The following is a 21,583-nucleotide window of genomic DNA, read 5'->3' as shown; positions in this document are numbered from 1 at the left end:
GCATTCTAATTTTTGCACGTACAATGATCGATCCTACGAATATTCGTGAAATTCCCCGGGGCTGTAAGGGTTTAAATGAATTCTATGGATAAGCGGTTTCAAGCAGTATCGTAAAACCGCTCCTGTTCCCAAAAGGCCCAAAAATCCCTCGGTTCAATTTCATGCTATTTCGTAAAACCCACGCCCAGTCTTGCCGGCCGATCCGGTTCCCTTTTTTCCGAATTTCTGTAGGAACTATTACAAAATGGAATCAAGTCGGGAAATCCGAAAAGCCTGAGCCTAGGACTCCGGACCGAATGTCGCCAATCGGTAACCAGTATGTAATATTTATGTAAAGAAGCAATGAGACATTTCTCTAATAAACTTCTTACGGGGTATTTTTTTAAATGCATAAGTTCGCATTTCTTTCGAACCGCCAATGGGTGGCTATTCTACTCATTTCCGGCGCAATTACGTTGGTTTCTTCTCCTCTATTCTCCCAAAAGACCGAGGCTCCGGCTACTCCTACCACGGAGCAAAAAGTCGAAGAACCGGCTGCTACTCCCGCTCCTGAAGTAGCTCCTCCTGCTCCTAAAGAGGAAGTTGGACTCTGGGACCTCTTCGAAAAGGGAGGATGGACCATGTATCCCCTCGCTCTTTCCTCTTTCGTCGCTCTCGGTATCATCTTCGAGAGATTGTATTTCCTTTTCACTTCCAAACTCCTTCCTAAAGGTTTCAATATCGACCTCGCGGAAAAGATGGATGCAAAGGGCTTAGACGGCGCTAAAGAATTCATCGCAGCGAACTCCGAATACAAAATCTCCGACGTTCTGAAAAACGGAATCGAAGTCTCCGCCGGTAACGCGGAAATCTTCGCCAAAGGAATCGAAAGAGAGGCTGCGGAAGTCATCACGGTTTTGGAAAGAGGTTTGGTGATCATCGCCGCAGTTTCCACCATCGCTCCTTTGATCGGGTTCTTGGGAACGGTTTCCGGTATGATTAACGCGTTCGACGCGATTGCAAACGCAGACCAAGTAAACGCGAAAGTGGTTGCCGGTGGTATCAAGGAAGCCTTGATTACAACCGCTGCAGGTTTGATTATCGCGATTCCTGCGATGACTTTCCACCAGTATCTTACTTCCAGGATCGACGGCTTTACTTCCGAAGTGGAAGAAGCGGCCAACCGCATCTACAAAGAGTTCCTGAAAAATAACGCGAGAGCGTAATAAGCGACCGAATCGCTTCGGTAAGAAGATCTTATTATGATTCAGCTTAAGAAAAAGAAAGAACTCGAGGAAATCTCCGCATCGTCGATGTCGGATATCGCCTTCCTACTTCTCGTCTTCTTCATGGTCACCGCCGTCTTCTTCGTTAAGGAAGGTTTGAATATCCAACTTCCTAGAAAAGACGCGGAGCCAACCCTGGTTTTGAGGGAAAACGTCTACGAGGTCCTTGTCTCGGGTGAAGTGATCAAGATGCGTAATAAAAAGATCGGCACCAAGGAATACCAGAATTTAAAGGAATTCCGCGCCGAACTGAACGCTCTAGAAATCGACAATATCTCGGAAAAGATCGCACTGATCAAAACCACCGGAGAAACGAAATACGGGAACATGCTAGACGCGTTATCCGCCGTCCAGCTGCGGGGATTTACCAAAATATCCGTTAAACGGCTAAAGTAAAGACGGGGAACATAATGGCATTAAAGAAAAAGAAAGAAGCACCTAAGATTCCGGTCAGCTCGATGGCGGACATCGCCTTCCTGCTGCTCGTATTCTTCATGGTGACTTCGGTTTTGGATACTGATCCGGACATTCCTATCGCCCTTCCCGACGTTCCGGGCGGAGAACAGTTGAACAAGAAAATCGCAAACTTATACCTGAGTGCGGATAAAGACAGAAGCGTCTTTTATAATCAGGTAAAGATGCCGATCAACGAGGCGATCAATAATATTCGCGCGAAACTAACCACTACCCCCGATCTGAAGGTATTGGTTCATGCAGACAAGGATCTGCCTTACGCCGATTTGGATTCCGCTTTCGAACTTCTAAAAGAAGCGGGAGCCTTGAAAGTTTCTTTAGTCACCAAGACTACTCAGGGAGGTGGATTGAAGTGAATCAAAAAACGACAATCGAAGCTCCCAGAGGAAAGCTACGCAAGTTCGTCGATCGTTATCGCGTAGAATTCTGGGTAGGGGTTTCGATAATACTGCAGTTGTTATTGTTTTCCTTCTGGTACATTCCTTCTTTCCAATCCAACCGATTAGAGAGCTTGGTGGATGAGGTGGCTTTCGTAGACAACTTGGTGATCCAGGACCCGAATACGGGATCCCCCGACGACGGAGATTTCGAAGAAACGGATACTCTCAAGAAAAAAGAGGATCCGAGAATCGCCGGCGCCCAAGACCAAGTTATTTCCGGAGCAACCGCCCCGGTGGATCTATCTCCTAACCTGATCCCTGCTTATACCAAGGACGCTCAGGCTGCCGGTGTTACGGGAACCTTGACATTAGAAGTAGTCATCGCAGACTCGGGAGAAGTCTTAAGAGTCCGAAACATCGGAAAAGCATTGGGTTACGGTCTGGAAAATTCCGCGATCGAAACCTTTTACAGGAAGAAATACTCCCCTTCGATTTTGGAAGGAAAGGCCATAACCGTAAAAGTTCTGGTACCTGTCCGTTTCAATCTGTATTAAACGACGACTTTCCTCCCCTCTTATCCCTTTTCAAGAGGAATGAGCGCGGAGGAAAGATCCATGATCCCTTATTCTATTTTTCTAACATACCTGAGAAGAATAGAATAACCCTTCGCCATTCCCTCAATCTACAATCCTTTCAACCGAATATTATCCGTTTAGCTTTAAGTCTCGGCTTCGCATCTTTTTCTTCCGGGTCGGTCGAGCAATCGGATCTCTAAATTCCAAAACAACAAACATATGATTAGATAATCCCGTTCCTAATTTGTAACTATACTAATGCCGAACTTCCGCAAAAAGGCCTCGTCTCGGCTTTGTAACCAAATCCTCGCCATGTTGTAATCATTTTGTAACCTTCTGAGATCATTCTGTTACCTGAACGTAAGAAATAGAATTCGCGAGGGAATCCCCTCATTTGCGAAAAAAACCAAGGGACTCTGAATGAAGAAGAACGCAGAAAAGAATGAGATGATAGGCCTAGGTCGCTTTTGCCTCCTAAGGTTACTGCCTTTCGGATTATTATTACTTTCCGGAACGGCATTCTCTCAAGAACACTTAGCACAGGGAGGAGGAGAACCCCCTAAGCCAGCTCCGGAAAAACCGAAGCCGGAAGAAATCACCATATATGAGGATCAGGACGGACAGTTGTTTACCAAACCCGGCCCGGGAAGATTTAAGAGTAAGATCGATAAGGCGATCAATAAGCATGATCCTAAATTCAATGCATACCCGAATCACCTTACCAATCGTCCCGATGAACCCCAAAAAGAAAGACTCACTATCACCGGAAGGGTCCAATTTAGGGGAATTTCCGCCCAAACCGGATCCAATTATAATAACGGAAACGGGGACTTTAACTCCGTAGATTGGAACTTCAGACGTCTTCGCTTGGGAGTCCAATACCAAGGCGGATCCTGGTGGGGAATGGCCTTGAACCTGAGGGGAGAAAACATGCTGAACGCTCCCTATATCACACAAAGCAAAAATACTACGGGAGAAGTTACCAACGTTTCCTTGAAAGAAGGAAGGGGTTATATCCAAGAAGCTTTCTTATACGTGAATATCCCTATCATGGGAGCGAGAGTCAGCTTCGGGCAATTGCCTACCCAGTTTCATAGGGAATATCTGATGTCTTCCGCGAACTTCATCGCTTTGGAACGCTCTTATATGACCAATGCTTATCCGCAGTTCGATATGGGGGTCAATCTCAGACTTTCTCCCTTAAAGGATTTCTTCGAAGGAAAATACGAAAAATACCTAACAGTAGACCTTATGGCGGGTAACGGTCATGGAGCCGGTGGAGACTACGGTACCGGCAGACGCCAGGACCTAACGGTAGCCGGAAGGCCCAACCAACCTGTATTGAATTCTCCCCTTTACTTTGCGAGAGTGCAATGGAACGTTTTAGGCGGACTAGTCAAGGAAAACGGTAGCAACGTCGGCTGGCAGGAAGGAGAGGAAATCTTTCAAAAGGATCTGAAAATCTCCCTTGGAGCCGCGGCCATGCAGACTAAAAACGTAAGCTTTAGTTCGGGACCCGCCTCTACTCTCGCGGTGGACGGCGCGATTCCGAGAGGAGCTCCTACTCAGTATCTTCTCACCACCCAAACTACCGCGGACAACAGCACCTACGATTGCGCGGTTCCCAGTTATCAAACCAGCTATTGCCAGAAAAATCTGGATCTAAGAGGTTATACTTACGATGGAACCATGAGCTGGAACGGCTTTTATCTGAGCGGAGCTTACACCGCCTATAGCGGAGCTGCCTCCAACAGTCTTTCCGGATGGCAGGCTACCGTCGGATACAATATCCAAGTATTCGATAAATATTGGATTATGCCCGTTTTCAGATACGATTTCCTAAAAGGAGATTTCAACCGCAACGGTAAGATCGAAGATACGGATCTTAAAAAATACTACTGGGTGGGTTTGAATCTATTCGGAGACAAACACCTGTTCAAGGCCCAGTTATTCTACCAGATTCCCGTACTGAAATACGGAGTAGATCCTGTCACTCGTGAGCATGAGACCGTGAACAACCAAACGGTATATTTCCAATTGCAAGCCACTTTCTGGACCGGCGTAGTTACTCCGGACCAATTGAATACCAGACTAGATTAACAAAGGAAGAAGAGAAATTTTATGAAATCTAAACTTAAATTCATACTTCCGATCCTGGGGTTGCTGGCGATTTCCTGCGCTTCGGACAAGGCCCAGGACTCAGCACTATTGACCGCCCTTGTGGGGACTCCGGACGACGGAAACAAATCCATCGTAGTGGTGGAGGTCGCGGGTAATTTCACCGATTACACCGGAACCTGTTACGATACTTTTACGGTTTTCGGGACTTCGAACACTCCGATTTCTCCGACCAACTATTACCTTTATGTAATGTTTGGACACTCTCTGGATACGGAACTCAGGAAGTCCGCGCTTTCCAAATCAACTTGCAGCGCTCTAGGATTTTTGGGCTCCGGAATTCCTACGAACGCCACCCCTGTGAACTTCAAAAGCTATACCTGCGACCCCAATCTGGGACAGGCTAGCGGCGATTGCGGTAACAAAATCAGAACGGCAGTGGGATTTCCCGCACATTAAATAGAGTTAGGCGCCCTTCATCCTCGAGATGAGGGGCCCGTTTTCGTAGAATGCGTTAAAATGCCGTTTCAAAGCGATAAAACAGAGTGTATCGGGATTGTAATATCCGAGAAATCCGTTCGTAACGGTTCTTATCTAAGATTCAAAAATATTTCAGGAGAAATATCAAACAGATGAAAAAAATAAGCTTAAGACTTTTAGTCTTTCTAAGTTTAGCTCTTTTCTCTCTTTCCGTATCCGGGGAACAGAAAAAGACGATCACGATCAAAGGTTCGGATACCATGGTTATCCTAGTCCAAAAATGGACGGAATCCTTCCCTGACAAATCCGTCCAGTTCCAAGTGACCGGCGGAGGCTCGGGAACCGGAATCGCGGCCCTGATCAACGGAACCACGGACATCTGCTCCGCTTCCCGCCCCCTTAAGCCTGCGGAAATCCAACAGTTAAAGGAAAAATATAATTCCAACGGAGTGGAAATCAAAGTAGCGATCGACGGACTTTCCGTTTACGCGAATAAGAAGAATCCACTGGCGAAAATCTCCATCGAACAACTAAGAAAAGTCTTCACCGGAAAAATCACGAATTGGAAAGAGCTGGGAGGAGAAGATCACAAAATCGTTCTCTACAGCCGTGAAAACAATTCCGGAACTTACGAATATTTCAAAGACCACGTATTGGAAAAACAGGATTTCGACCCTGCGGTTCAGCATATGGTCGGAACCGCCGCACTCGTGAACGCGATCTCCAAGGATAAATGGGGAATCGGTTACGGCGGTGCTGCTTACGCATCCGGCGTGAAAGACCTGGCGGTTTCTTTGGATGAAAACGGAAAGGCGGAACTTCCTACTGAAGCGAATATTCTCTCCAATAAATACCCTATCTCCAGATATCTTTATTTCTATCTGAGAGAGGCTCCGAAAGACGAGACCAAAAAGTTCGTGGATTGGGTCATCGGAAAAGACGGTCAGAAGGTCGTAAAAGAAGTCGGCTACTTCCCGTTAAAAAAGAAATAATTCTTGGACTCGGCTCTGAAAGGGACTTCCCAATCGGAGCCGTTTCTCTAACTCTGTGATTCGGAATATTTTCAATGAGCAAAATTGATCCTCTGCTGAAGTATCTACTAAGGCCCAGCAGGCGAAGAATCGACACGGTCGCCGAGTCCTTGGTCAAAGGAATCGCCGCGATATCCATATTACTGATTCTACTCATCTTTTTCTTCGTGTTTCGCGAAGCATCCTCCCTCTTCTTCTCCGATAAATCGAATCCTGTAGTTGCAGAACAAAGCGTCGGCGGAGAATCGGCTCCCAGCGAGTACAATCCGGACGGAGACACTCTGGAATTAACTCCTCTCAGTTCCTCCTCCAAGGAACCTGAGCCAGAAAAACTGTCCTTATTCGAAAATCTATTCAGTAAGATCTGGCAACCGGTATCTTCGGTTCCTAAATTCGGTATTCTTCCTCTTATCGTAGGAACAGCCAAGACCACTCTTATTGCCATTCTGATCGGAGCTCCTCTGGCCATTCTCGCGGCCTTAAATATTACATTTTTCGCACCCAGAAGGGTTCGCGAAATCGTTAAACCAGCGATAGAAATGTTGGCCAATTTTCCGTCGGTAGTCATCGGATTTTTCTGTCTGATGGATGTGGCGACTCTTGTAAAAGCCACCTTTGATTTGGATTTTCGGTTAAACGCATTAACCGGAGGAATCGGTCTCGCTATCGCAGTCACTCCGATCATTTTCACGGTGGCCGAAGACGCACTCAGCACCGTCCCCCAATCCTATAGACAGGCTGCCCTAGCACTCGGGGCCACCGAATGGCAAACCGCCTATCGTGTCATGTTACCTGCCGCCCTGCCCGGGGTTTTTGCCGCGGTTCTTTTAGGAGTGGGTAGAGCCTTCGGAGAGACCATGATCGCCCTCATGGCAACCGGTAACGCTCCCCTTATGTCCTTCGGAATCTTCGATCCCAGCCGTACTTTTGCCGCGACCATCGGCGCGGAGATGGGCGAAGTGATCTGGGGTTCTGAACATTATAATATTCTATTCTTCCTCGGAGTTCTTCTCTTTCTATTTACGTTTTCTTTAAACGCTTTTACGGAATTATACGTAAAGAAGAAGCTGATGAAGAAATTCCACGGATCTTAATGAACTCTTCGTATAGACTCGGTATACAACCTTGAAATGGAAAAAAGTCAAACTTAAACGCAAAAGAGTCATCAAAGATAAACTCTTCTCTATTCTTGCGGTGGGTCTTCCGATGCTTGCGACCGGAATCATACTCTTCGCTGTATTGTTTATGCTGGGAAACATACTCTACAAGGGTCTTTCCGGCGTGTCCTGGGAATTCCTGACCGAAGCCCCTCGGAACAATAACTTAGAGGGAGGGATCTTTCCCGCGATATACGGGACAGTATACCTCGTTTTCATAATGATCCTTTTTAGCATTCCGATCGGAACAGCAACCGGCATATTTCTTTCGGAATACACTTCCAGGGATTCCAGGTTCACCATGACCGTTCGTTTCGCCATCAACACTTTGGCGGGAGTTCCTTCCATCGTGTTCGGTCTTTTCGGAGTGGGATTCTTCATCCAATTCATAGGTAAAGGAATCGATTTTGCCGCAGGAAACACATCGGCCGTTTGGGGAAAACCCGCGCTTATCTGGGCCGCGGCGACTCTAGCCATTCTCACTCTTCCTGTAGTGATCATCTCCGTGGAAGAAACGATGAAAAGTATTCCCAGAGAAATGAGAGAATCCAGCTTGGCATTGGGTGCCACCAAATGGCAGACGATTTGGAAATTGGTTCTTCCCAACTCGGTTACCGGAATTCTTACGGGAGCCATTCTTGCCATAGGAAGAGGAGCTGGAGAAGTGGCCCCCATTCTTTTCGTAGGAGTGGTGTATTCTTTACCCGAACTACCCACTCATTTATCCGATCAATTCATGCAATTGGGATACCATCTATTCGTTCTCTCCACCCAGTCTCCGGATGTGGATGCGGCGATGCCTAAGCAATATGCGACAACCGTGGTCCTACTCGTTCTTACCTTCGGAATGAGTTTCTTCGCCACTTACCTACGTTATAAAATCAGAAAGGCTCGAGGCAGAGCTCATGTTTAAACCGACCTTTTTAAGAACTGCGAGGAGTTAATCGCAAGTGAAAGATACAAAGATAAAGATCAAAGCCCGCCATTTTAATTTCTTCTACGGAGAAAGTCAGGCGCTCCACGACATTTCCCTGGAGATCCAAGCCAAGAAGGTAACCGCCTTCATCGGACCTTCCGGTTGCGGTAAATCCACATTCCTCAGATCCATCAACCGGATGAACGATGTGATCGACGGAACCAAGGTAAATGGAAAACTGGAAATTGACGGAATCAATGTTTACGATCCTCTAATGAACGTAGTGGAATTGAGAAAGAGAGTGGGAATGGTATTCCAAAAGTCTTTCCCCTTTCCCAAATCCATCTATGAGAATATCGCCTACGGTCTGAAATTGAACGGAGGCATGCCCAAAGACGAGATGAATCATGTCGTGGAGGAAAGCCTTCGCAAGGCCGCTCTCTGGAAAGAAGTCAAGGACAGACTGAATGATAGCGCTCTCGGACTCTCCGGAGGACAACAGCAAAGGCTTTGTATTGCAAGAGCTATCGCCATGAATCCGGAAGTCATTCTCATGGACGAACCCTGCTCCGCTTTGGATCCAATCTCCACCAAGAAGGTGGAGGAATTCATCTCCGAATTCAAGGACTCCTACACGATCGTGATCGTGACCCATAACATGCAGCAAGCGGCTCGAGTCAGCGATTATACCGGCTTCTTTTATATGGGGCGTTTGGTGGAATTCGATTCCACTAAGAAAATGTTCCACGATCCTTCTAAGAAGGAAACCGAAGACTATATTTCCGGCAAATTCGGTTAAGGGACCGCCTTCTCTTTCCGTTTTTTGCGGAGAATAGGACCCCTATTCTCCGCATATTTTGCGGAGAATAATTGACTTTTGCGGAGAATAGGACCATCCTTAGGCAAACGGAGCTTTTGCCGGTGACCCGCTATATTTATCAGATCCCAACATGGCCGGAATTTACCTGGAATGAGAAGGTGATTTCCGCTCATCTAAGTTCTATCCGACATAAACAAGGGATTTTTTCGGGCCAAATGCGGAGCATAGGATTCGAACAACAATCGGACACTCGAATAAGAGCCTTACAGGAAGAAATCGTTCGTTCCTTCGCCATCGAGGGAGAATCTCTGGACCCGGAACAAGTACGCTCTTCCATCGCTCGACACCTAGGGATAGAAAGCGCGGCAATTCCGGAAGAAGAACGCGAAATCGACGGGATCGTTGAAATGGCATTAGACGCCACCGAAAATCATTCCCATCCTCTTACCGAAGAACGTCTATTCTCTTGGCATTCCGCATTATTCCCATCTGGAAGAAGCGGATTAAAAAAGATCACCGTCGCAGATTGGCGCAAACCGGGATCGGATCCTATGTTAGTCGTTTCCGGTAAGATGGGGAGAGAAGTCGTGCATTACGAGGCCCCTAAGGCCAAAAGCGTTCCCAAGGAAATGAAAAGATTCCTGACCTGGTTTCGACAGGAAACCGAAATGGATTCCATTCTGAAATCCGCCGTTTCCCATTTTTGGTTTTTAACGATACATCCCTTTGAAGACGGAAACGGGCGAATCGCTCGGGCAATTTCCGATATGCTCCTAACTCGATCCGAAGAAGGTTTGCCCAAATTTTATAGCATGAGTTCCGGAATCCAAAAGGAAAGAAAGCAATATTATGAAATCTTGGAGTTTTCCCAAAAAGCGAATCTGGACATCACCCGATGGATCTCATGGTACTTGGATTGTCTAGGCAGGTCCATACAATTCGCCGAAGAAACGGTCGAACTAATACTAAAGAAAAGCGCTTTCTGGCATAAATACTCCGGAGTATCCCTGAACCAGAGACAAATCAAAGTCTTAAAGTGGGCTTTAGAAGGAACAAATGATCCTCTCACTTCCTCCAAATACGCCAAACTCACACATTCCTCCCAAGATACCGCGTCGAGAGATATCCAAGACTTGATTTCCAAGGGGATCTTAAAAAAGGAGAGCGCGGGCGGACGCAGCACTCATTATTCTCCTCTCCTATGACAGACTTCCATTTGGAGGAAATTTTTGCGGTGAAATCGCCACCCAAAGTGTAACCAAGTCATGTCCGGGATCGAATCCTTTTTCCGATGATCGCAGCAAAACCCGCAGTCCAATCCTCCCTCGAGGCGACATTCCTTCGTTTGGCGGACCTGGCCCGAAGAATCCCCGATCGAAATTATTCTCGCCCCCTCCCCTTATTGTCCGGTGCTACGATCGGGAAACAGATACGGCATTGTCTGGAAGTCGGCGAAGCGCTTCTAAACGGTTGGGAAACGGGTAGGATCTCCTACGATCGCAGAGCCAGAAATCCTATCTTCGAATCCTCCAATAGTGCGGCCTCTATTCGCTTGGAGGAACTCGCCTACGAACTGAAAGACAAGATCGGGGATAAGGAAATAACAGTGGCTCATATCTCTGATCCTGCTTCCGGTACGGAGGAGATTTCGGACTCTTCCTGGGAAAGGGAGTTATTATACGTTAGGGAACACACGGTCCACCATGAAGCCATCCTGAAAGTGGCATTACAGCACGACTTAGGATTCGACGATCTTCCGGAAAGTTTCGGATTCGCCGTGTCCACTCTGAGGCATCATATATCCGTAAATTCCTTCACTGCCTGGGACCCGGTGATATAAAGTCCATGTTAGAGGCTCAAACCGAAAAGGATTTATTAGAAAAATTTGATTCTATGGAGTTTTGGCCTAATTGGCTTCTATACCTCCCCCTTATACCGTATATCGCATTCCAATCTATTAGATCGATTCGTCGGGGATGCGTAAGTTCGCTGGGATTCGGATCCATCGCATCCGTAAATGATCGTATTCCTTTGGGAGGATTAATCGGAGAGTCCAAATCGGATATCCTGGATCATTTGGATCACAAATACGTTCTGCAATATCTTTCCGTTCCACGATCCCGGAAAAATCCGGAGGAGGTTCTCCGAAGAATGCAGGAAAACGGCCTGAATTTTCCGGTGATTTTGAAACCGGACGCAGGACAGAGAGGACAAGGGGTCAAAAGAATCGATGATGAAACTTCTTTACGGAGAGAATTAGAAAATTCTTATGTGGACTCGATCATACAGGAATTTCATCCGGGCCCATTCGAAGCCGGTATTTTCTATTATAGATTGCCTGGAGAACGAACTGGAAGAATATTCTCCATCACTAGAAAAGTATTTCCCTTTCTGATCGGAGACGGCCATTCGAGTCTATCGACTTTAGTGGATTCTCATCCTAGATTCAGAATCCAAAAGGAAGTATTTAAAAAACGATTCTCCTCCGTCTGGAACCAAATTCCTCCGCCGGGAGAAAAAATCCGACTCGCGGAAGCGGGCAATCATTGCCAAGGAACCTTATTCCTAGACGGGTCCGAGTGGATCACCCCCGAGCTAGAAGAGAAAATCGACCAAATCTCCTCCCGGTTTCCAGGATTCCAATTCGGGCGCTACGACGTTAGATTCTCCTCCTTGGGGAAATTTCTAAAAGGAGAAGATTTACATATCGTGGAACTGAACGGTGTAACTTCCGAATCCACAAACATATACGATCCTCGTTTCTCCATCCAGGAAAGATACGCGATCCTCTTCAGACAGTGGGGCTTATTGTTTCGGATCGCAAGAGGCTCAACGGGAAGAAGAGCCGGATTCCTGGACATATTTGGGGCGATCTTCCGATTTTATCGTGAAAATCGAGGGGTCTCCCGGATTTCTTCCTGAAAATCGAGTGGAAAATTTGTTTCCTATTCTTCCAAAACGGTTCCATATGTTAGCAGTTTAAGCCCGGAGGAAAGTATGAAGCATCGTTTTTTTCAGCTGATCTATCTAATATTCGGAGATCCTAAAAAAAACTCTCTGGAGCATAGGCTCTTCAATGCCATCTCCTTCGTTAACGGAAGCTTAAACATAGTAGGATCCGTTTTTCTGGAAGACCAGGAATATTATTATCGTATCATAGCCTTGAATCTAATCTCGGGAATCGCACTTTTAGCGATGTATTATTATTCCCGAGTCAAAAGCGTTTACTATGCCCTGTTCTGGCCACTGAATCTTACGATTCTTTTTTATCTTTCCTCCCTTTGGTTTTTGAACGCGGGATCCCAGGGAGGAAATCACTACTATTTCATTCCCGCCCTGGTAATAGCTACTATTCTCCTCAGAAATCATAACGTTTTCGTTATATACGGACTCTACGCATTTGTCACCGGATTTCTGTATTTCGTAGAATTCATCCATCCGAACTTTATCGTGCCCCATGCGAATAGAAACGCGATGTATATGGACCTCGGAGGAAACTATATCTTCGTGCAAATTCTTACGGGAATACTGATATTTATTCTAAGTCGAAATCTGAACATAGAGAGAAAAAAATCAGATAACCTGCTACGGAATATTCTGCCCGAACAGATCGCGGACGAATTAAAGAGAAACGATACGGTAAAGCCGAAGAGATACGATAGCGTAACGGTACTTTTTACGGACATGGCGGGATTCACGAATATTGCGGAGAAGATGAGTCCGGAAGAACTCGTAGGAGAATTACATTTCTTCTTCGCGGAATTCGATAAAATCGCGGGAAAATATCACATGGAAAAGATCAAAACGATCGGAGACGCCTATATGGCGGCCGGAGGACTTCCGGAACCGAATCATACTCATGCGATCGACGCGGTACTTTGCGGCCTCGAATTCCAGGAATTCATGAAAAGACATAAGGAAGAGAGAACCAGGTTAGGTCTTCCTACATGGGAGCTAAGATTGGGGATTCACACCGGTAGCGTCGTCGCAGGAGTCATCGGGACGGAGAAATTCGCCTATGACATTTGGGGAGACACGGTCAATACGGCGAGCAGAATGGAAAGCTCCGGTCTTCCGGGAGAAGTGAACATCTCTAAGCAGACCTTCCATTTGGTCCGGGACCAATTTCTTTGCGAATCCAGGGGTTTAATCAAAGCAAAGAATAAAGGTGAAATCGAGATGTTTCTAGTGAAGGGCCTAAGATCCGGAGGAATTGACCAAAATCAAACAGCAGTTTCCGTCTAGAATTTTGCGGGGAAAATCATAGATCCTTGACCGATTGGTCCGGGCGAAGAACTTAAACCAACCAGTTTTTCTGCCCATGAATTTCAATAGCCTCGGATTTCTGATTTTCCTTAGCGTCACTTTTTTTCTCTATTATCTTCCCTTTCTGAAAAGATTCCAACTCCTAATCGTCGTAGGAGCGAGTTTCTATTTTTATGCGTATTCCGACCCTTGGTTATTGATACTACTGCTCTTTTCCATATTCTGGAATGCGAGTATAGTGTATCTGATCCAGACTCCGGATTTCGCAAAAAAGAAACTGGTTCTGGCGCTCGGGATCGTTCTGAACCTAAGCGTATTATTTTTCTTTAAATATAGCGGGTTATTCGCCAAGACCTTCCTCGGAAGTTCGGGAAACGCGGGACTCCATTGGATTTTCCTTATCCCTTTGCCTATCGGGATTTCCTTTTATACCTTCCACGGTATCAGCATGGTGGTGGATTTCTATCGTATAGGCCCGGATATCATGAAAGAACGCGCTTCGTATCCGAATCTTCTGCTGAAATCTTCCTTATACATCAATTTCTTTCCCCAATTAGTGGCCGGTCCCATCGTCAAGGCAAAGGAATTCTTCCCTCAGATCCGATCCAAAGAGTTTCGGGATATCCCCTGGATAGAGGCTACAAAGACCCTAATTTTAGGTTACTTTTTAAAATCCGTACTCGCGGACAATCTGAACGACTTAACTTTCGTGATAGATTTCCCGTATAACGCACACCATTCTTCCTGGGTATTACTGCTTTTAATCTTAGGATATTCCGCCCAGATCTTCGCCGATTTTGCGGGATATTCTCTGATAGCGATAGGCACGGCGCTTCTCTTCGGCTATAAACTTCCTATCAATTTCAATTTTCCTTATATATCCTCCAGCTTTTCCGAGTTTTGGAGAAGATGGCATATTTCCTTATCCACATGGCTGAGGGATTATCTCTATATCCCTTTGGGCGGAAATCGAAAAGGAAACTTTCGGACCTATTTAAATCTCTTTCTTGTTATGGCCTTGGGCGGCTTGTGGCACGGAGCGGAATGGAGGTATATGGTTTGGGGGATCGGTCACGGACTCTTGCTTCTTTTGGAAAGATTTTTGGAGCAGAATCTTCCGTTCTCTCTTCCTGCAACTCGCATAGTTTCCTACCTCAGGGCGACTCTGGTTTTCCTATCCGTTTCCGTTCTATGGTTGCTTTTCCGTCTTCCCAACTTCGAGGTTGCGGTTAAATATCTCGGTCTGATAGGATCCAATTGGAAAGTGGCTCCGGATTGGGAGTTGCTCTCTTTTCTGATCTTCTTCTCCATTCCGGTGTTTTTATACCATGCTTACGGTTGGCATAAGGAAAAATACTCGGAGAAAACGAACGAATGGGTTTCTTCGGCGGGATATGCGGTATTACTTTTCCTGATTTTCCTGAACAAAGGGCCTTCGGCTTCCTTTATCTATTTTCAGTTTTAGCATTATGAAATTTTACTTAAGATTAATTTTATTCTTCTTCATCTTCCTGGGAGGTTATTCCCTATTGTTGGGATTCGCAACTCCCTCCCGGATCCCCAAGCAAAGCTGGTGGCAGCACAATCGCATGCGAGCGGAAGCGTTTCTAACCGAAGGAAAAAATGCGGAGTATATTCTTACCGGATCCTCCATGTCGGATAGAATGATACCGGATAAGAATTCCCGTTGGTTCAATCTTTCCCTAGTGGGAGAAGGAGCTCTCACCGGACTATCCCTTCTGGCAAAATCCGATCTTTCTCCCAAATTCGTACTCATCGAAGTCAATCAACTTTCCGTAAAAGAGAATTCCAAGTTTGCCGAGGAGAATACGGAAGAATTCTTCGTTTTCACCCATAGAAAATTGCCCATCCTTCTTTCCGAGAACCAACCTTTCAATTTCCTTGCAGGGCTTTTCTTGGATCTCCCCTCTCATTTACCCTGGTTAAAAATGGGTAATCCGACGACAACGTCGCCTTCTCCCACAAATACCGATGCGGAAAAAAAATTGAAGGCGGAACATTTGGAGGAAACGATCCGTTGGTACGGAGCTCCCGTAGAGCAAAGCAAATTAAAGGAAAGGGTCGAATCGGTTCGTAGTTTCCTGGACGTACTGAGTAAAAGAGGAGTTCGTCCTATCTTCTTCGAAATTCCCATGCACCCCAAAATACTCTCCTCTCCCAAAGAGACAAGGACCAGAGAAACTTTCCGCGAGAATTTTCCCGAATCCGAATATATCTGGTATTTCGCAAAGAAAGGCCCGTATGAGGATAGCGACGCTTTGCATCTAACTTACCCCGAGGCCAATCGATTCTTCGCGGAACTAAAGGAATATGCAGAATCCTTAAAATAATCGTTTAGAACCCCCGCATAATAGCTCCTTCGTTTCGTGCAGGATATCCTACAAACGTTTAATATTTTGTGCAGAATCGCGTGATTTCGATCCAGCGCCTCTTTTAGCGGTTTGACAGCCTTCCGAAATATCGGAATTTATATCCGTTATGACGGATATATCGAGAATATATAAGAATACAGTTTGGAGCGATTTCCGAACGATTCTCACCCAAATATTCATTTTCCGTATGGAAGATTGATATGGGGAAATCCGCAGAAACCTCCCCACATACGAACGGAAGCGCGAGAAAGCCCGGGGCAGAATACGTAAGAGCGTCGGAAGATTCCGACTTCCAAGAAGAAGAGGGACTATCCACTTCCGTGGGTAGGAACCTTTTCGAACTCAGATCCAGATCCGGCCTTTCCTTGGAAAAACTTTCCGCCATATCGGGTGTGAGTCGTTCCATGCTTAGTCTTATCGAAAAAGGCAAATCAGTCCCGACGATTAACGTGCTTTGGAGAATCTCCCGAGCGATGAACGTTTCCTTTTCCAGCCTATTAACCGCGGAAGAAAATAAAACCGCTCAGATTCTGAAACTCGAGGATGCGAAATTCCTATCCTCCGGCGACGGGAAGTTCGTATCCAGGGCCCTATTTCCATTCGACACGCATAAATCCGCGGAATTCTACGAACTCAAGATAGCCCCCGGATATACCGAGAAAGCGGTGGCCCATCCCCCCGGAACATTAGAGAATCTTGTTATAACCGAGGGCAAGTTGGATGTATCCGTCGGGCGTAAACTTTTTCGGTTGGAAAAAGGAGATTCGTTCTTTTTCGAGGCGGACATCGCCCATTCTTATCATAACCCGGGAAAGATTACCTCGTTTTTCTATCTCGTAATGACCTATTCCAAAAGCTTAACGGATCCGGATCGAACTACCGAGAGAAACGGACGGAATTTGGGAGGTTGATCCATTGAGCGCACGGAACGGAAAAATTATAAATTCATGAAGTATGTAAAAGAGGTGAATCGTATGAAAAAGATTCTTTTAACGGCGTCGGCTTTCAGCCTACTCCTTATCGCGGCCACGAGCATCTGGGCGGCTCCCGAGGACGCCGTCGTAGATACTGAATGGCTGAGTAAAAACCTGGAAAACCCTAAGGTTCGCCTGATCGAAGTCAGCGTGGATCCGGGAGTCTACGAGAAAGGGCATATCAAGGGTGCCGTAAATTTCCGTTGGCATACCGATCTTGTAGACCAGCCCAAACGGGATATAGTCGGGAAAGAAAAGTTCCAAGAACTCGCTTCCAAGGCGGGAATCTCAAACGACTCGACGATCATTCTTTACGGGGACAATAATAACTGGTTCGCAGCCTGGGGAGCCTGGATCTTCAATTATTACGGTCACAAGGATGTGCGAATTCTTAACGGAGGAAGAAAGAAATGGGAATTGGAAAAAAGACCTCTATCTTCTGACACTCCGAATCCTTCCCCTTCTTCTTATAAGGTCGCGGTAGAGAATAAGAAACTCAGAGCCAAACTTCCGGACGTTTTGAAAGCCGTGGAGTCCAAGAATAAATTCTCCATTCTAGATATCCGTTCTCCCGACGAATACAGCGGCAAGATCTTCGCTCCTCAAGGAATCCAAGAGCTTTCCATTCGTGCAGGGCATATTCCCGGTGCGATCAATCTTCCTTGGGCAAAAGCGGTGAATCAAGAGGACGGAACCTTCAAGTCCGTGGCGGAATTAAAGAAACTCTATTCGGAAGCGGGAATCGACGGCTCCAAACCGGTGATCGTATATTGCAGAATCGGCGAAAGGTCCAGCCACTCCTGGTTCGTTCTCTCCAAACTATTGGGGTACGATGCAAGACAATACGACGGATCCTGGACAGAATACGGCAACGCAGTAGGAGTTCCCATAGACAATCCGTCAGGCACCGTTTGGACCGGTAAATGAAGGAGGAGAATGTCTCCCCTATTGATCGAAACTAACGTGTCCCAAGAAGAAAGAAAGAAACGATTAGGATATTACGGTTTCGGCCTGATCGCTTTTTCGATTCTTTCCTTCTCGTATCTTCTCCATATCCGGGAAGGCTACGGTAAAGACTACTCCTTCAGTGCCCTTACTGGAGGAGCCTTGGGGTTTATCATGCAGAGATCGCGATTCTGCTTTTTCTGTAATTTCAAGGATTTCATACTTCGAAAGGAAACCGAAGGAATACTCTCTATTCTTTCGGCTCTCACGGTATCTACGATCGGATACGGCGCCATTTTCGGGGCTTGGATTCCTTCTCCAGAAACGGGATATCTTCCGCCTAACGCGTTCATCTCTCCGGTGCATATCCATCTTCTTTTGGGCGGATTTGCCTTCGGATTGGGCATGTCCTTCTCCGGATCTTGTATTAGCGGTCATTTGTATCGGATCGGAGAAGGTTCCTTAGGTTCCTGGTTCGCCTTATTAGGGAGCGGAATAGGCTTCATTCTGGGTTTCCTTTCCTGGAATTTCTTCTACTTAGAATGGGTGGCGGAAGCTCCGATCGTCTGGTTGCCGAAACATTTCGGCTACGCAGGCTCCCTGTTAGTGTGTCTAGGAATTTTTTTCTTTCTGGCAGTCTGGGTCGCGCGCAAGGGATCCGGATCCAAGAATGCATTCTACTATGCACCCTTTCCTGCCAATTTACTCGAAAGACGATGGCCGGCATGGGTGGGAGGAATCGGTGTAGGAATCGTTTCCTTACTTTACTATTTCAGAGTCCGCCCCATAGGGGTAACTTCCGAGATAGGTAGGTTGAGTAGGGATTTCGGAAATCTACTAGGAGTGATTCCGACTCGCTTAGAAGGACTGGACTCTATAGCGGGATGTGCGACCACAGGAGAAGTCTCGCATCTCTTTACGATCAACGCGGTCTTTACGTTGAGTCTGATCTTAGGCTCCTTCGGATCCGCGATCGGAGCCGGACAATTCCGACTGAATATCGGAGAAGCCCCCTTCGTAAAGTCCCTATTCTCCTTATCGGGTGGGATTTTACTAGGATGGGGGGCCATGGTCTCAGTGGGTTGTACTTTCGGAACATTCTTCTCGGGTGTGTCCGCGCAATCCCTTTCCGGTTTCGTATTCGCAGCCGGACTCATTCCGGGGATACTTTCCGGATTGGCATTATTGAAAACAAAATCGTAGGAACAAAACAGAGGTATAATTCCATGAGAACCAAAGTATTTGCAGTATTTTTAATTCTTTCTTCCCTATTCTTGGGATGTGGAAAGAAAGAAGCCCCTAAATTACCCGGAGACAGAAAATCTCTTAAGATAGGAATCTGTCCCGGACCGTACGGAGATTTGCTGAAGAAAGCGGTCTTCCCCGCTTTGGAAAAGAAAGGATATAGCCTGGAGATTGTCCAATTCAGCGATTATATCCAACCGAACCTAGCCCTCTCCTCAGGTGACATCGACGCGAATCTTTTCCAGCATGTTCCTTATCTCAAAAAATTCACGGCTGATAAAGGTTTAAAATTAGCGGCAATCGTAAATGTTCCTACGGCACCTATGTCCGTATTCGCCGGAAAGACCAAGAATCCTAAGGATATCAAAGAAAAGGCGTCAATCGCTCTGCCGAACGATCCGACCAACCAACTTAGGGCATTGAAACTATTCCAAGAATTAGGTTTCATTAAAGTGAATCCGGATGCGATTCCTACCAAAGCTTCCTTGAGCGATATAACGGAGAACAAAAAGCAGATCCAATTCCTACCTTTGGAAGCGGCCCAACTCCCTAGGTCCTTGGAAAGCACTGATTTCTCAGCCATCAACGGAAACTTTGCGATCGCTTCCGGTTTGGATCTGACCAAGGCCGTGATCCTTGAAACACTTGCGGAAGAGCATAAGAATATCATAGTGGTTCGAGAAGACGAAAAGGACTCCGTATTCGCGAAAGATATCGTCGCCGCGGTAAAATCTCCGGAATTCGAAGCCGTCATCGACAAAGAATTCAAAGGATTCCAAAAACCGGAATGGTTCGGAAAGAAGAATTAAACGAAAGTTCGGAAACTATATTAGAATTTCGGAACGTCTCTAAGGCGTTTCCGAAATCGGTTTCTCCCGCCGTAGAGAACGTCTGCTTAAAAATCGGTAAAGGCGATATCTTCGGAGTCATCGGAAGCACCGGAGCCGGAAAGAGCACCCTACTTCGATTCGCTAATCTTCTGGAAATACCCGATTCGGGCGAAATCTATTTCGAAGGTCGGGACGTTTCCTTCTTAAAAGGCAAAGAACTGAAAAAACACCGCTCCGGAGTCGGGATGGTATTCCAACAATCCCACCTGATCTCGAATCGTAAAGTATTCGATAATATAGCCCTCCCCTTGAAGGCCGCGGGATGGGATAAGAAGAAGATCCGAGAAAGAGTGAAGGAACTCCTAGGTCTTATCGGCCTGGAGGAAAAAGAAGAATCCTATCCCAATCAATTGAGCGGAGGGCAAAGACAAAGGGTGGGTATCGCAAGGGCCATCGCCAACCATCCCCATCTGCTGCTCTGCGATGAACCTACATCCGCCCTAGATCCGGAAACCACTCGCTCCATTCTCGCACTTCTAAAGGATATCCATCGCAAATTTTCCATTACAATCCTGATTGTGACCCACGAAATGGAGGTTGTTCGAGAGATCTGCGACTCCGTAGCGGTTATGGAAAAAGGAAGAGTTGTAGAGGTAGGATCCGCCTATTCATTGTTTGCGGATCCGACAGAGCAAATTACGAAAAAGTTAACAGGCGGAGTCCTTGCCGCTTCCATTCCGGCCGAAACGCTTTCTCACGCTAAAGGTAGACTATTAAGGGTCGTGCTTAGAAACGAAACCGCCAAGGAACCCATTCTCGGCAAAGTAATCCGAGCTACGAATATAGTGCCGAACATTCTACACAGCAAAATCGAGTACATATCAGGTCGACCGATAGGGGTCTTTTATTTGGAGACGGATAAGGACGACGGAAGCACGGAAACGATCCGTTCCGCATTCGTACGATACGGAGCGGAAGTGGAGGAAATTTTCCAATGAGTTTGGAAAAATGGCAGGAACTCCTACCGGATTTAGGATCCGCGTTCGCACAGACTTTTCTCATGCTGGGAATTTCCCTCGGAGCGGCGCTCTTATTAGGAATCCCTTTGGGCTTTCTGATCTACCTGACTGATAAAGGCTTATTTCTTAAGAACAGAATCCTAAACGCGATTCTAGGCGGCGCCGCGAATCTGATTCGCTCCATACCGTTCGTAATTCTTCTCGTTGCATTGATTCCGATCACGCAATTTTTGACCGGAACCACGATCGGCCCCTTGGCTGCCTCCGTTCCCCTTTCTGTGGCTGCGATTCCGTTTCTCGCAAGACTCGTAGAAACCGCTTTGAGAGAAATTCCTGAAGGAGTATTGGAAGCAGCCGTTTCCACAGGAGCGAGTCTAACGCTCATCATAAAGGAAGTTTTGATCCCCGAGGCCTTACCGGGAATTCTCTCCGGCGTTACCGTAACTACGATCAGTCTTTTGGGATATTCGGCGATGGCGGGGATCGTAGGAGGCGGAGGCATAGGAGATCTGGCCATACGTTTCGGATATTACAGATACGAGGACGATATCATGTTCTCCACTGTTCTCGTTCTCGTGGTATTAGTGCAGACTTTCCAATGGGTAGGAGATCTACTCAGAAAAAGAAGCGACAAACGAGTGCGCCATTAAGCGGATAAAAAGAATCCGCAGAATCTGCGGATCAAATGACTGTGG

Annotated in this window: 22 protein-coding genes; all 22 read left to right on the top strand. The window is 46.5% G+C overall.

From position 1 onward, the window contains the following. Positions 1-386 precede the first annotated feature (386 nt). The 22 genes from LEP1GSC061_RS04580 to LEP1GSC061_RS04475 all read left to right on the top strand — a co-directional run bounded on the left by LEP1GSC061_RS04580 (position 387) and on the right by LEP1GSC061_RS04475 (position 21,538). On the top strand, positions 387-1,205 hold the full coding sequence (locus tag LEP1GSC061_RS04580) for a MotA/TolQ/ExbB proton channel family protein (protein ID WP_016544458.1): 819 nt from the start codon (positions 387-389) through the stop codon (positions 1,203-1,205). 36 nt (positions 1,206-1,241) lie between these two features. Continuing rightward, complete coding sequence (locus LEP1GSC061_RS04575; RefSeq protein WP_016544771.1) at positions 1,242-1,661, top strand: ExbD/TolR family protein; 420 nt, start codon at positions 1,242-1,244, stop codon at positions 1,659-1,661. 14 nt (positions 1,662-1,675) lie between these two features. After that, positions 1,676-2,095: an ExbD/TolR family protein gene (locus LEP1GSC061_RS04570; protein WP_016544263.1), complete on the top strand. Its 420-nt coding sequence runs from the start codon at positions 1,676-1,678 to the stop codon at positions 2,093-2,095. Then, positions 2,086-2,673: an energy transducer TonB gene (locus LEP1GSC061_RS04565; RefSeq protein ID WP_052006494.1), complete on the top strand. Its 588-nt coding sequence runs from the start codon at positions 2,086-2,088 to the stop codon at positions 2,671-2,673. Before LEP1GSC061_RS04570 ends, LEP1GSC061_RS04565 begins: the two co-directional genes overlap by 10 nt. Before the next feature lie 441 nt (positions 2,674-3,114). Then, the gene (locus LEP1GSC061_RS04560) at positions 3,115-4,794 is read left to right on the top strand and encodes a hypothetical protein (protein ID WP_016544939.1); all 1,680 of its coding nucleotides are present in this window, start codon (positions 3,115-3,117) and stop codon (positions 4,792-4,794) included. Positions 4,795-4,815: 21 nt separating this feature from the next. Further along, on the top strand, positions 4,816-5,271 hold the full coding sequence (locus LEP1GSC061_RS04555; protein ID WP_016545073.1) for an LA_3150 family lipoprotein: 456 nt from the start codon (positions 4,816-4,818) through the stop codon (positions 5,269-5,271). Positions 5,272-5,444: 173 nt separating this feature from the next. Next, positions 5,445-6,284, top strand: coding sequence for a phosphate ABC transporter substrate-binding protein (locus LEP1GSC061_RS04550; RefSeq protein WP_016544391.1), 840 nt, complete (start codon positions 5,445-5,447; stop codon positions 6,282-6,284). A 74-nt stretch (positions 6,285-6,358) separates the two neighbouring features. Then, the gene (gene pstC / locus LEP1GSC061_RS04545) at positions 6,359-7,417 is read left to right on the top strand and encodes a phosphate ABC transporter permease subunit PstC (RefSeq protein ID WP_016544514.1); all 1,059 of its coding nucleotides are present in this window, start codon (positions 6,359-6,361) and stop codon (positions 7,415-7,417) included. Between the two features lie 31 nt (positions 7,418-7,448). Further along, on the top strand, positions 7,449-8,393 hold the full coding sequence (pstA, locus tag LEP1GSC061_RS04540; protein WP_016544366.1) for a phosphate ABC transporter permease PstA: 945 nt from the start codon (positions 7,449-7,451) through the stop codon (positions 8,391-8,393). 37 nt (positions 8,394-8,430) lie between these two features. Beyond that, positions 8,431-9,195 carry a phosphate ABC transporter ATP-binding protein PstB gene (pstB, locus tag LEP1GSC061_RS04535; protein WP_016544270.1) on the top strand — a complete coding sequence of 255 codons (765 nt, stop codon included), beginning with the start codon at positions 8,431-8,433 and terminating at the stop codon, positions 9,193-9,195. A 71-nt stretch (positions 9,196-9,266) separates the two neighbouring features. Continuing rightward, positions 9,267-10,421: a Fic family protein gene (locus LEP1GSC061_RS04530; RefSeq protein ID WP_198014240.1), complete on the top strand. Its 1,155-nt coding sequence runs from the start codon at positions 9,267-9,269 to the stop codon at positions 10,419-10,421. Positions 10,422-10,507: 86 nt separating this feature from the next. Beyond that, positions 10,508-11,056 (top strand): hypothetical protein, encoded by a 549-nt coding sequence (locus tag LEP1GSC061_RS04525; RefSeq protein WP_016545089.1) that lies wholly within the window; start codon positions 10,508-10,510, stop codon positions 11,054-11,056. 5 nt (positions 11,057-11,061) lie between these two features. Continuing rightward, positions 11,062-12,138, top strand: coding sequence for an ATP-grasp domain-containing protein (locus LEP1GSC061_RS04520; RefSeq protein WP_016544700.1), 1,077 nt, complete (start codon positions 11,062-11,064; stop codon positions 12,136-12,138). 75 nt (positions 12,139-12,213) lie between these two features. Beyond that, positions 12,214-13,461 (top strand): adenylate/guanylate cyclase domain-containing protein, encoded by a 1,248-nt coding sequence (locus tag LEP1GSC061_RS04515; RefSeq protein WP_016544878.1) that lies wholly within the window; start codon positions 12,214-12,216, stop codon positions 13,459-13,461. Positions 13,462-13,537: 76 nt separating this feature from the next. After that, a complete protein-coding gene (locus tag LEP1GSC061_RS04510) occupies positions 13,538-14,947 on the top strand; it encodes an MBOAT family O-acyltransferase (RefSeq protein ID WP_016544318.1) in 1,410 nt (469 codons plus the stop codon). A gap of 4 nt (positions 14,948-14,951) precedes the next feature. After that, complete coding sequence (locus LEP1GSC061_RS04505) at positions 14,952-15,833, top strand: hypothetical protein (RefSeq protein ID WP_016544661.1); 882 nt, start codon at positions 14,952-14,954, stop codon at positions 15,831-15,833. A gap of 242 nt (positions 15,834-16,075) precedes the next feature. Next, positions 16,076-16,786 (top strand): helix-turn-helix domain-containing protein, encoded by a 711-nt coding sequence (locus LEP1GSC061_RS04500; protein ID WP_016544505.1) that lies wholly within the window; start codon positions 16,076-16,078, stop codon positions 16,784-16,786. A gap of 36 nt (positions 16,787-16,822) precedes the next feature. Then, positions 16,823-17,776, top strand: coding sequence for a sulfurtransferase (locus LEP1GSC061_RS04495; protein ID WP_016544357.1), 954 nt, complete (start codon positions 16,823-16,825; stop codon positions 17,774-17,776). Positions 17,777-17,785: 9 nt separating this feature from the next. Then, positions 17,786-18,997, top strand: a complete 1,212-nt coding sequence (locus tag LEP1GSC061_RS04490; RefSeq protein WP_156844496.1) for a YeeE/YedE family protein — start codon at positions 17,786-17,788, stop codon at positions 18,995-18,997. A gap of 23 nt (positions 18,998-19,020) precedes the next feature. Beyond that, positions 19,021-19,848 (top strand): MetQ/NlpA family ABC transporter substrate-binding protein, encoded by an 828-nt coding sequence (locus tag LEP1GSC061_RS04485; RefSeq protein ID WP_016545025.1) that lies wholly within the window; start codon positions 19,021-19,023, stop codon positions 19,846-19,848. After that, on the top strand, positions 19,827-20,867 hold the full coding sequence (locus LEP1GSC061_RS04480) for a methionine ABC transporter ATP-binding protein (protein WP_016544589.1): 1,041 nt from the start codon (positions 19,827-19,829) through the stop codon (positions 20,865-20,867). Before LEP1GSC061_RS04485 ends, LEP1GSC061_RS04480 begins: the two co-directional genes overlap by 22 nt. After that, positions 20,864-21,538, top strand: a complete 675-nt coding sequence (locus LEP1GSC061_RS04475; RefSeq protein ID WP_016544292.1) for a methionine ABC transporter permease — start codon at positions 20,864-20,866, stop codon at positions 21,536-21,538. The genes LEP1GSC061_RS04480 and LEP1GSC061_RS04475 overlap by 4 nt, the downstream gene beginning before the upstream one ends. The last annotated feature ends 45 nt before the right edge of the window (positions 21,539-21,583 follow it).

This window comes from Leptospira wolffii serovar Khorat str. Khorat-H2 (assembly GCF_000306115.2).
Lineage (GTDB): Bacteria > Spirochaetota > Leptospiria > Leptospirales > Leptospiraceae > Leptospira_B > Leptospira_B wolffii.
Note: the sequence above shows the minus strand (reverse complement) of the source record. Positions and strands in the feature narration are given on the sequence as shown.

Coding starts and splice junctions, on each gene's coding strand:
- LEP1GSC061_RS04520 (WP_016544700.1), top strand. CDS start 11,062: ATGTTAGAGGCTCAAACCGAAAAGGATTTATTAGAAAAATTTGATTCT.
- LEP1GSC061_RS04555 (WP_016545073.1), top strand. CDS start 4,816: ATGAAATCTAAACTTAAATTCATACTTCCGATCCTGGGGTTGCTGGCG.
- LEP1GSC061_RS04570 (WP_016544263.1), top strand. CDS start 1,676: ATGGCATTAAAGAAAAAGAAAGAAGCACCTAAGATTCCGGTCAGCTCG.
- LEP1GSC061_RS04500 (WP_016544505.1), top strand. CDS start 16,076: ATGGGGAAATCCGCAGAAACCTCCCCACATACGAACGGAAGCGCGAGA.
- LEP1GSC061_RS04525 (WP_016545089.1), top strand. CDS start 10,508: ATGATCGCAGCAAAACCCGCAGTCCAATCCTCCCTCGAGGCGACATTC.
- LEP1GSC061_RS04575 (WP_016544771.1), top strand. CDS start 1,242: ATGATTCAGCTTAAGAAAAAGAAAGAACTCGAGGAAATCTCCGCATCG.
- LEP1GSC061_RS04505 (WP_016544661.1), top strand. CDS start 14,952: ATGAAATTTTACTTAAGATTAATTTTATTCTTCTTCATCTTCCTGGGA.
- LEP1GSC061_RS04580 (WP_016544458.1), top strand. CDS start 387: ATGCATAAGTTCGCATTTCTTTCGAACCGCCAATGGGTGGCTATTCTA.
- LEP1GSC061_RS04515 (WP_016544878.1), top strand. CDS start 12,214: ATGAAGCATCGTTTTTTTCAGCTGATCTATCTAATATTCGGAGATCCT.
- pstC (WP_016544514.1), top strand. CDS start 6,359: ATGAGCAAAATTGATCCTCTGCTGAAGTATCTACTAAGGCCCAGCAGG.
- LEP1GSC061_RS04550 (WP_016544391.1), top strand. CDS start 5,445: ATGAAAAAAATAAGCTTAAGACTTTTAGTCTTTCTAAGTTTAGCTCTT.
- LEP1GSC061_RS04510 (WP_016544318.1), top strand. CDS start 13,538: ATGAATTTCAATAGCCTCGGATTTCTGATTTTCCTTAGCGTCACTTTT.
- LEP1GSC061_RS04480 (WP_016544589.1), top strand. CDS start 19,827: ATGGTTCGGAAAGAAGAATTAAACGAAAGTTCGGAAACTATATTAGAA.
- LEP1GSC061_RS04475 (WP_016544292.1), top strand. CDS start 20,864: ATGAGTTTGGAAAAATGGCAGGAACTCCTACCGGATTTAGGATCCGCG.
- LEP1GSC061_RS04495 (WP_016544357.1), top strand. CDS start 16,823: ATGAAGTATGTAAAAGAGGTGAATCGTATGAAAAAGATTCTTTTAACG.
- LEP1GSC061_RS04560 (WP_016544939.1), top strand. CDS start 3,115: ATGAAGAAGAACGCAGAAAAGAATGAGATGATAGGCCTAGGTCGCTTT.
- LEP1GSC061_RS04490 (WP_156844496.1), top strand. CDS start 17,786: ATGTCTCCCCTATTGATCGAAACTAACGTGTCCCAAGAAGAAAGAAAG.
- LEP1GSC061_RS04485 (WP_016545025.1), top strand. CDS start 19,021: ATGAGAACCAAAGTATTTGCAGTATTTTTAATTCTTTCTTCCCTATTC.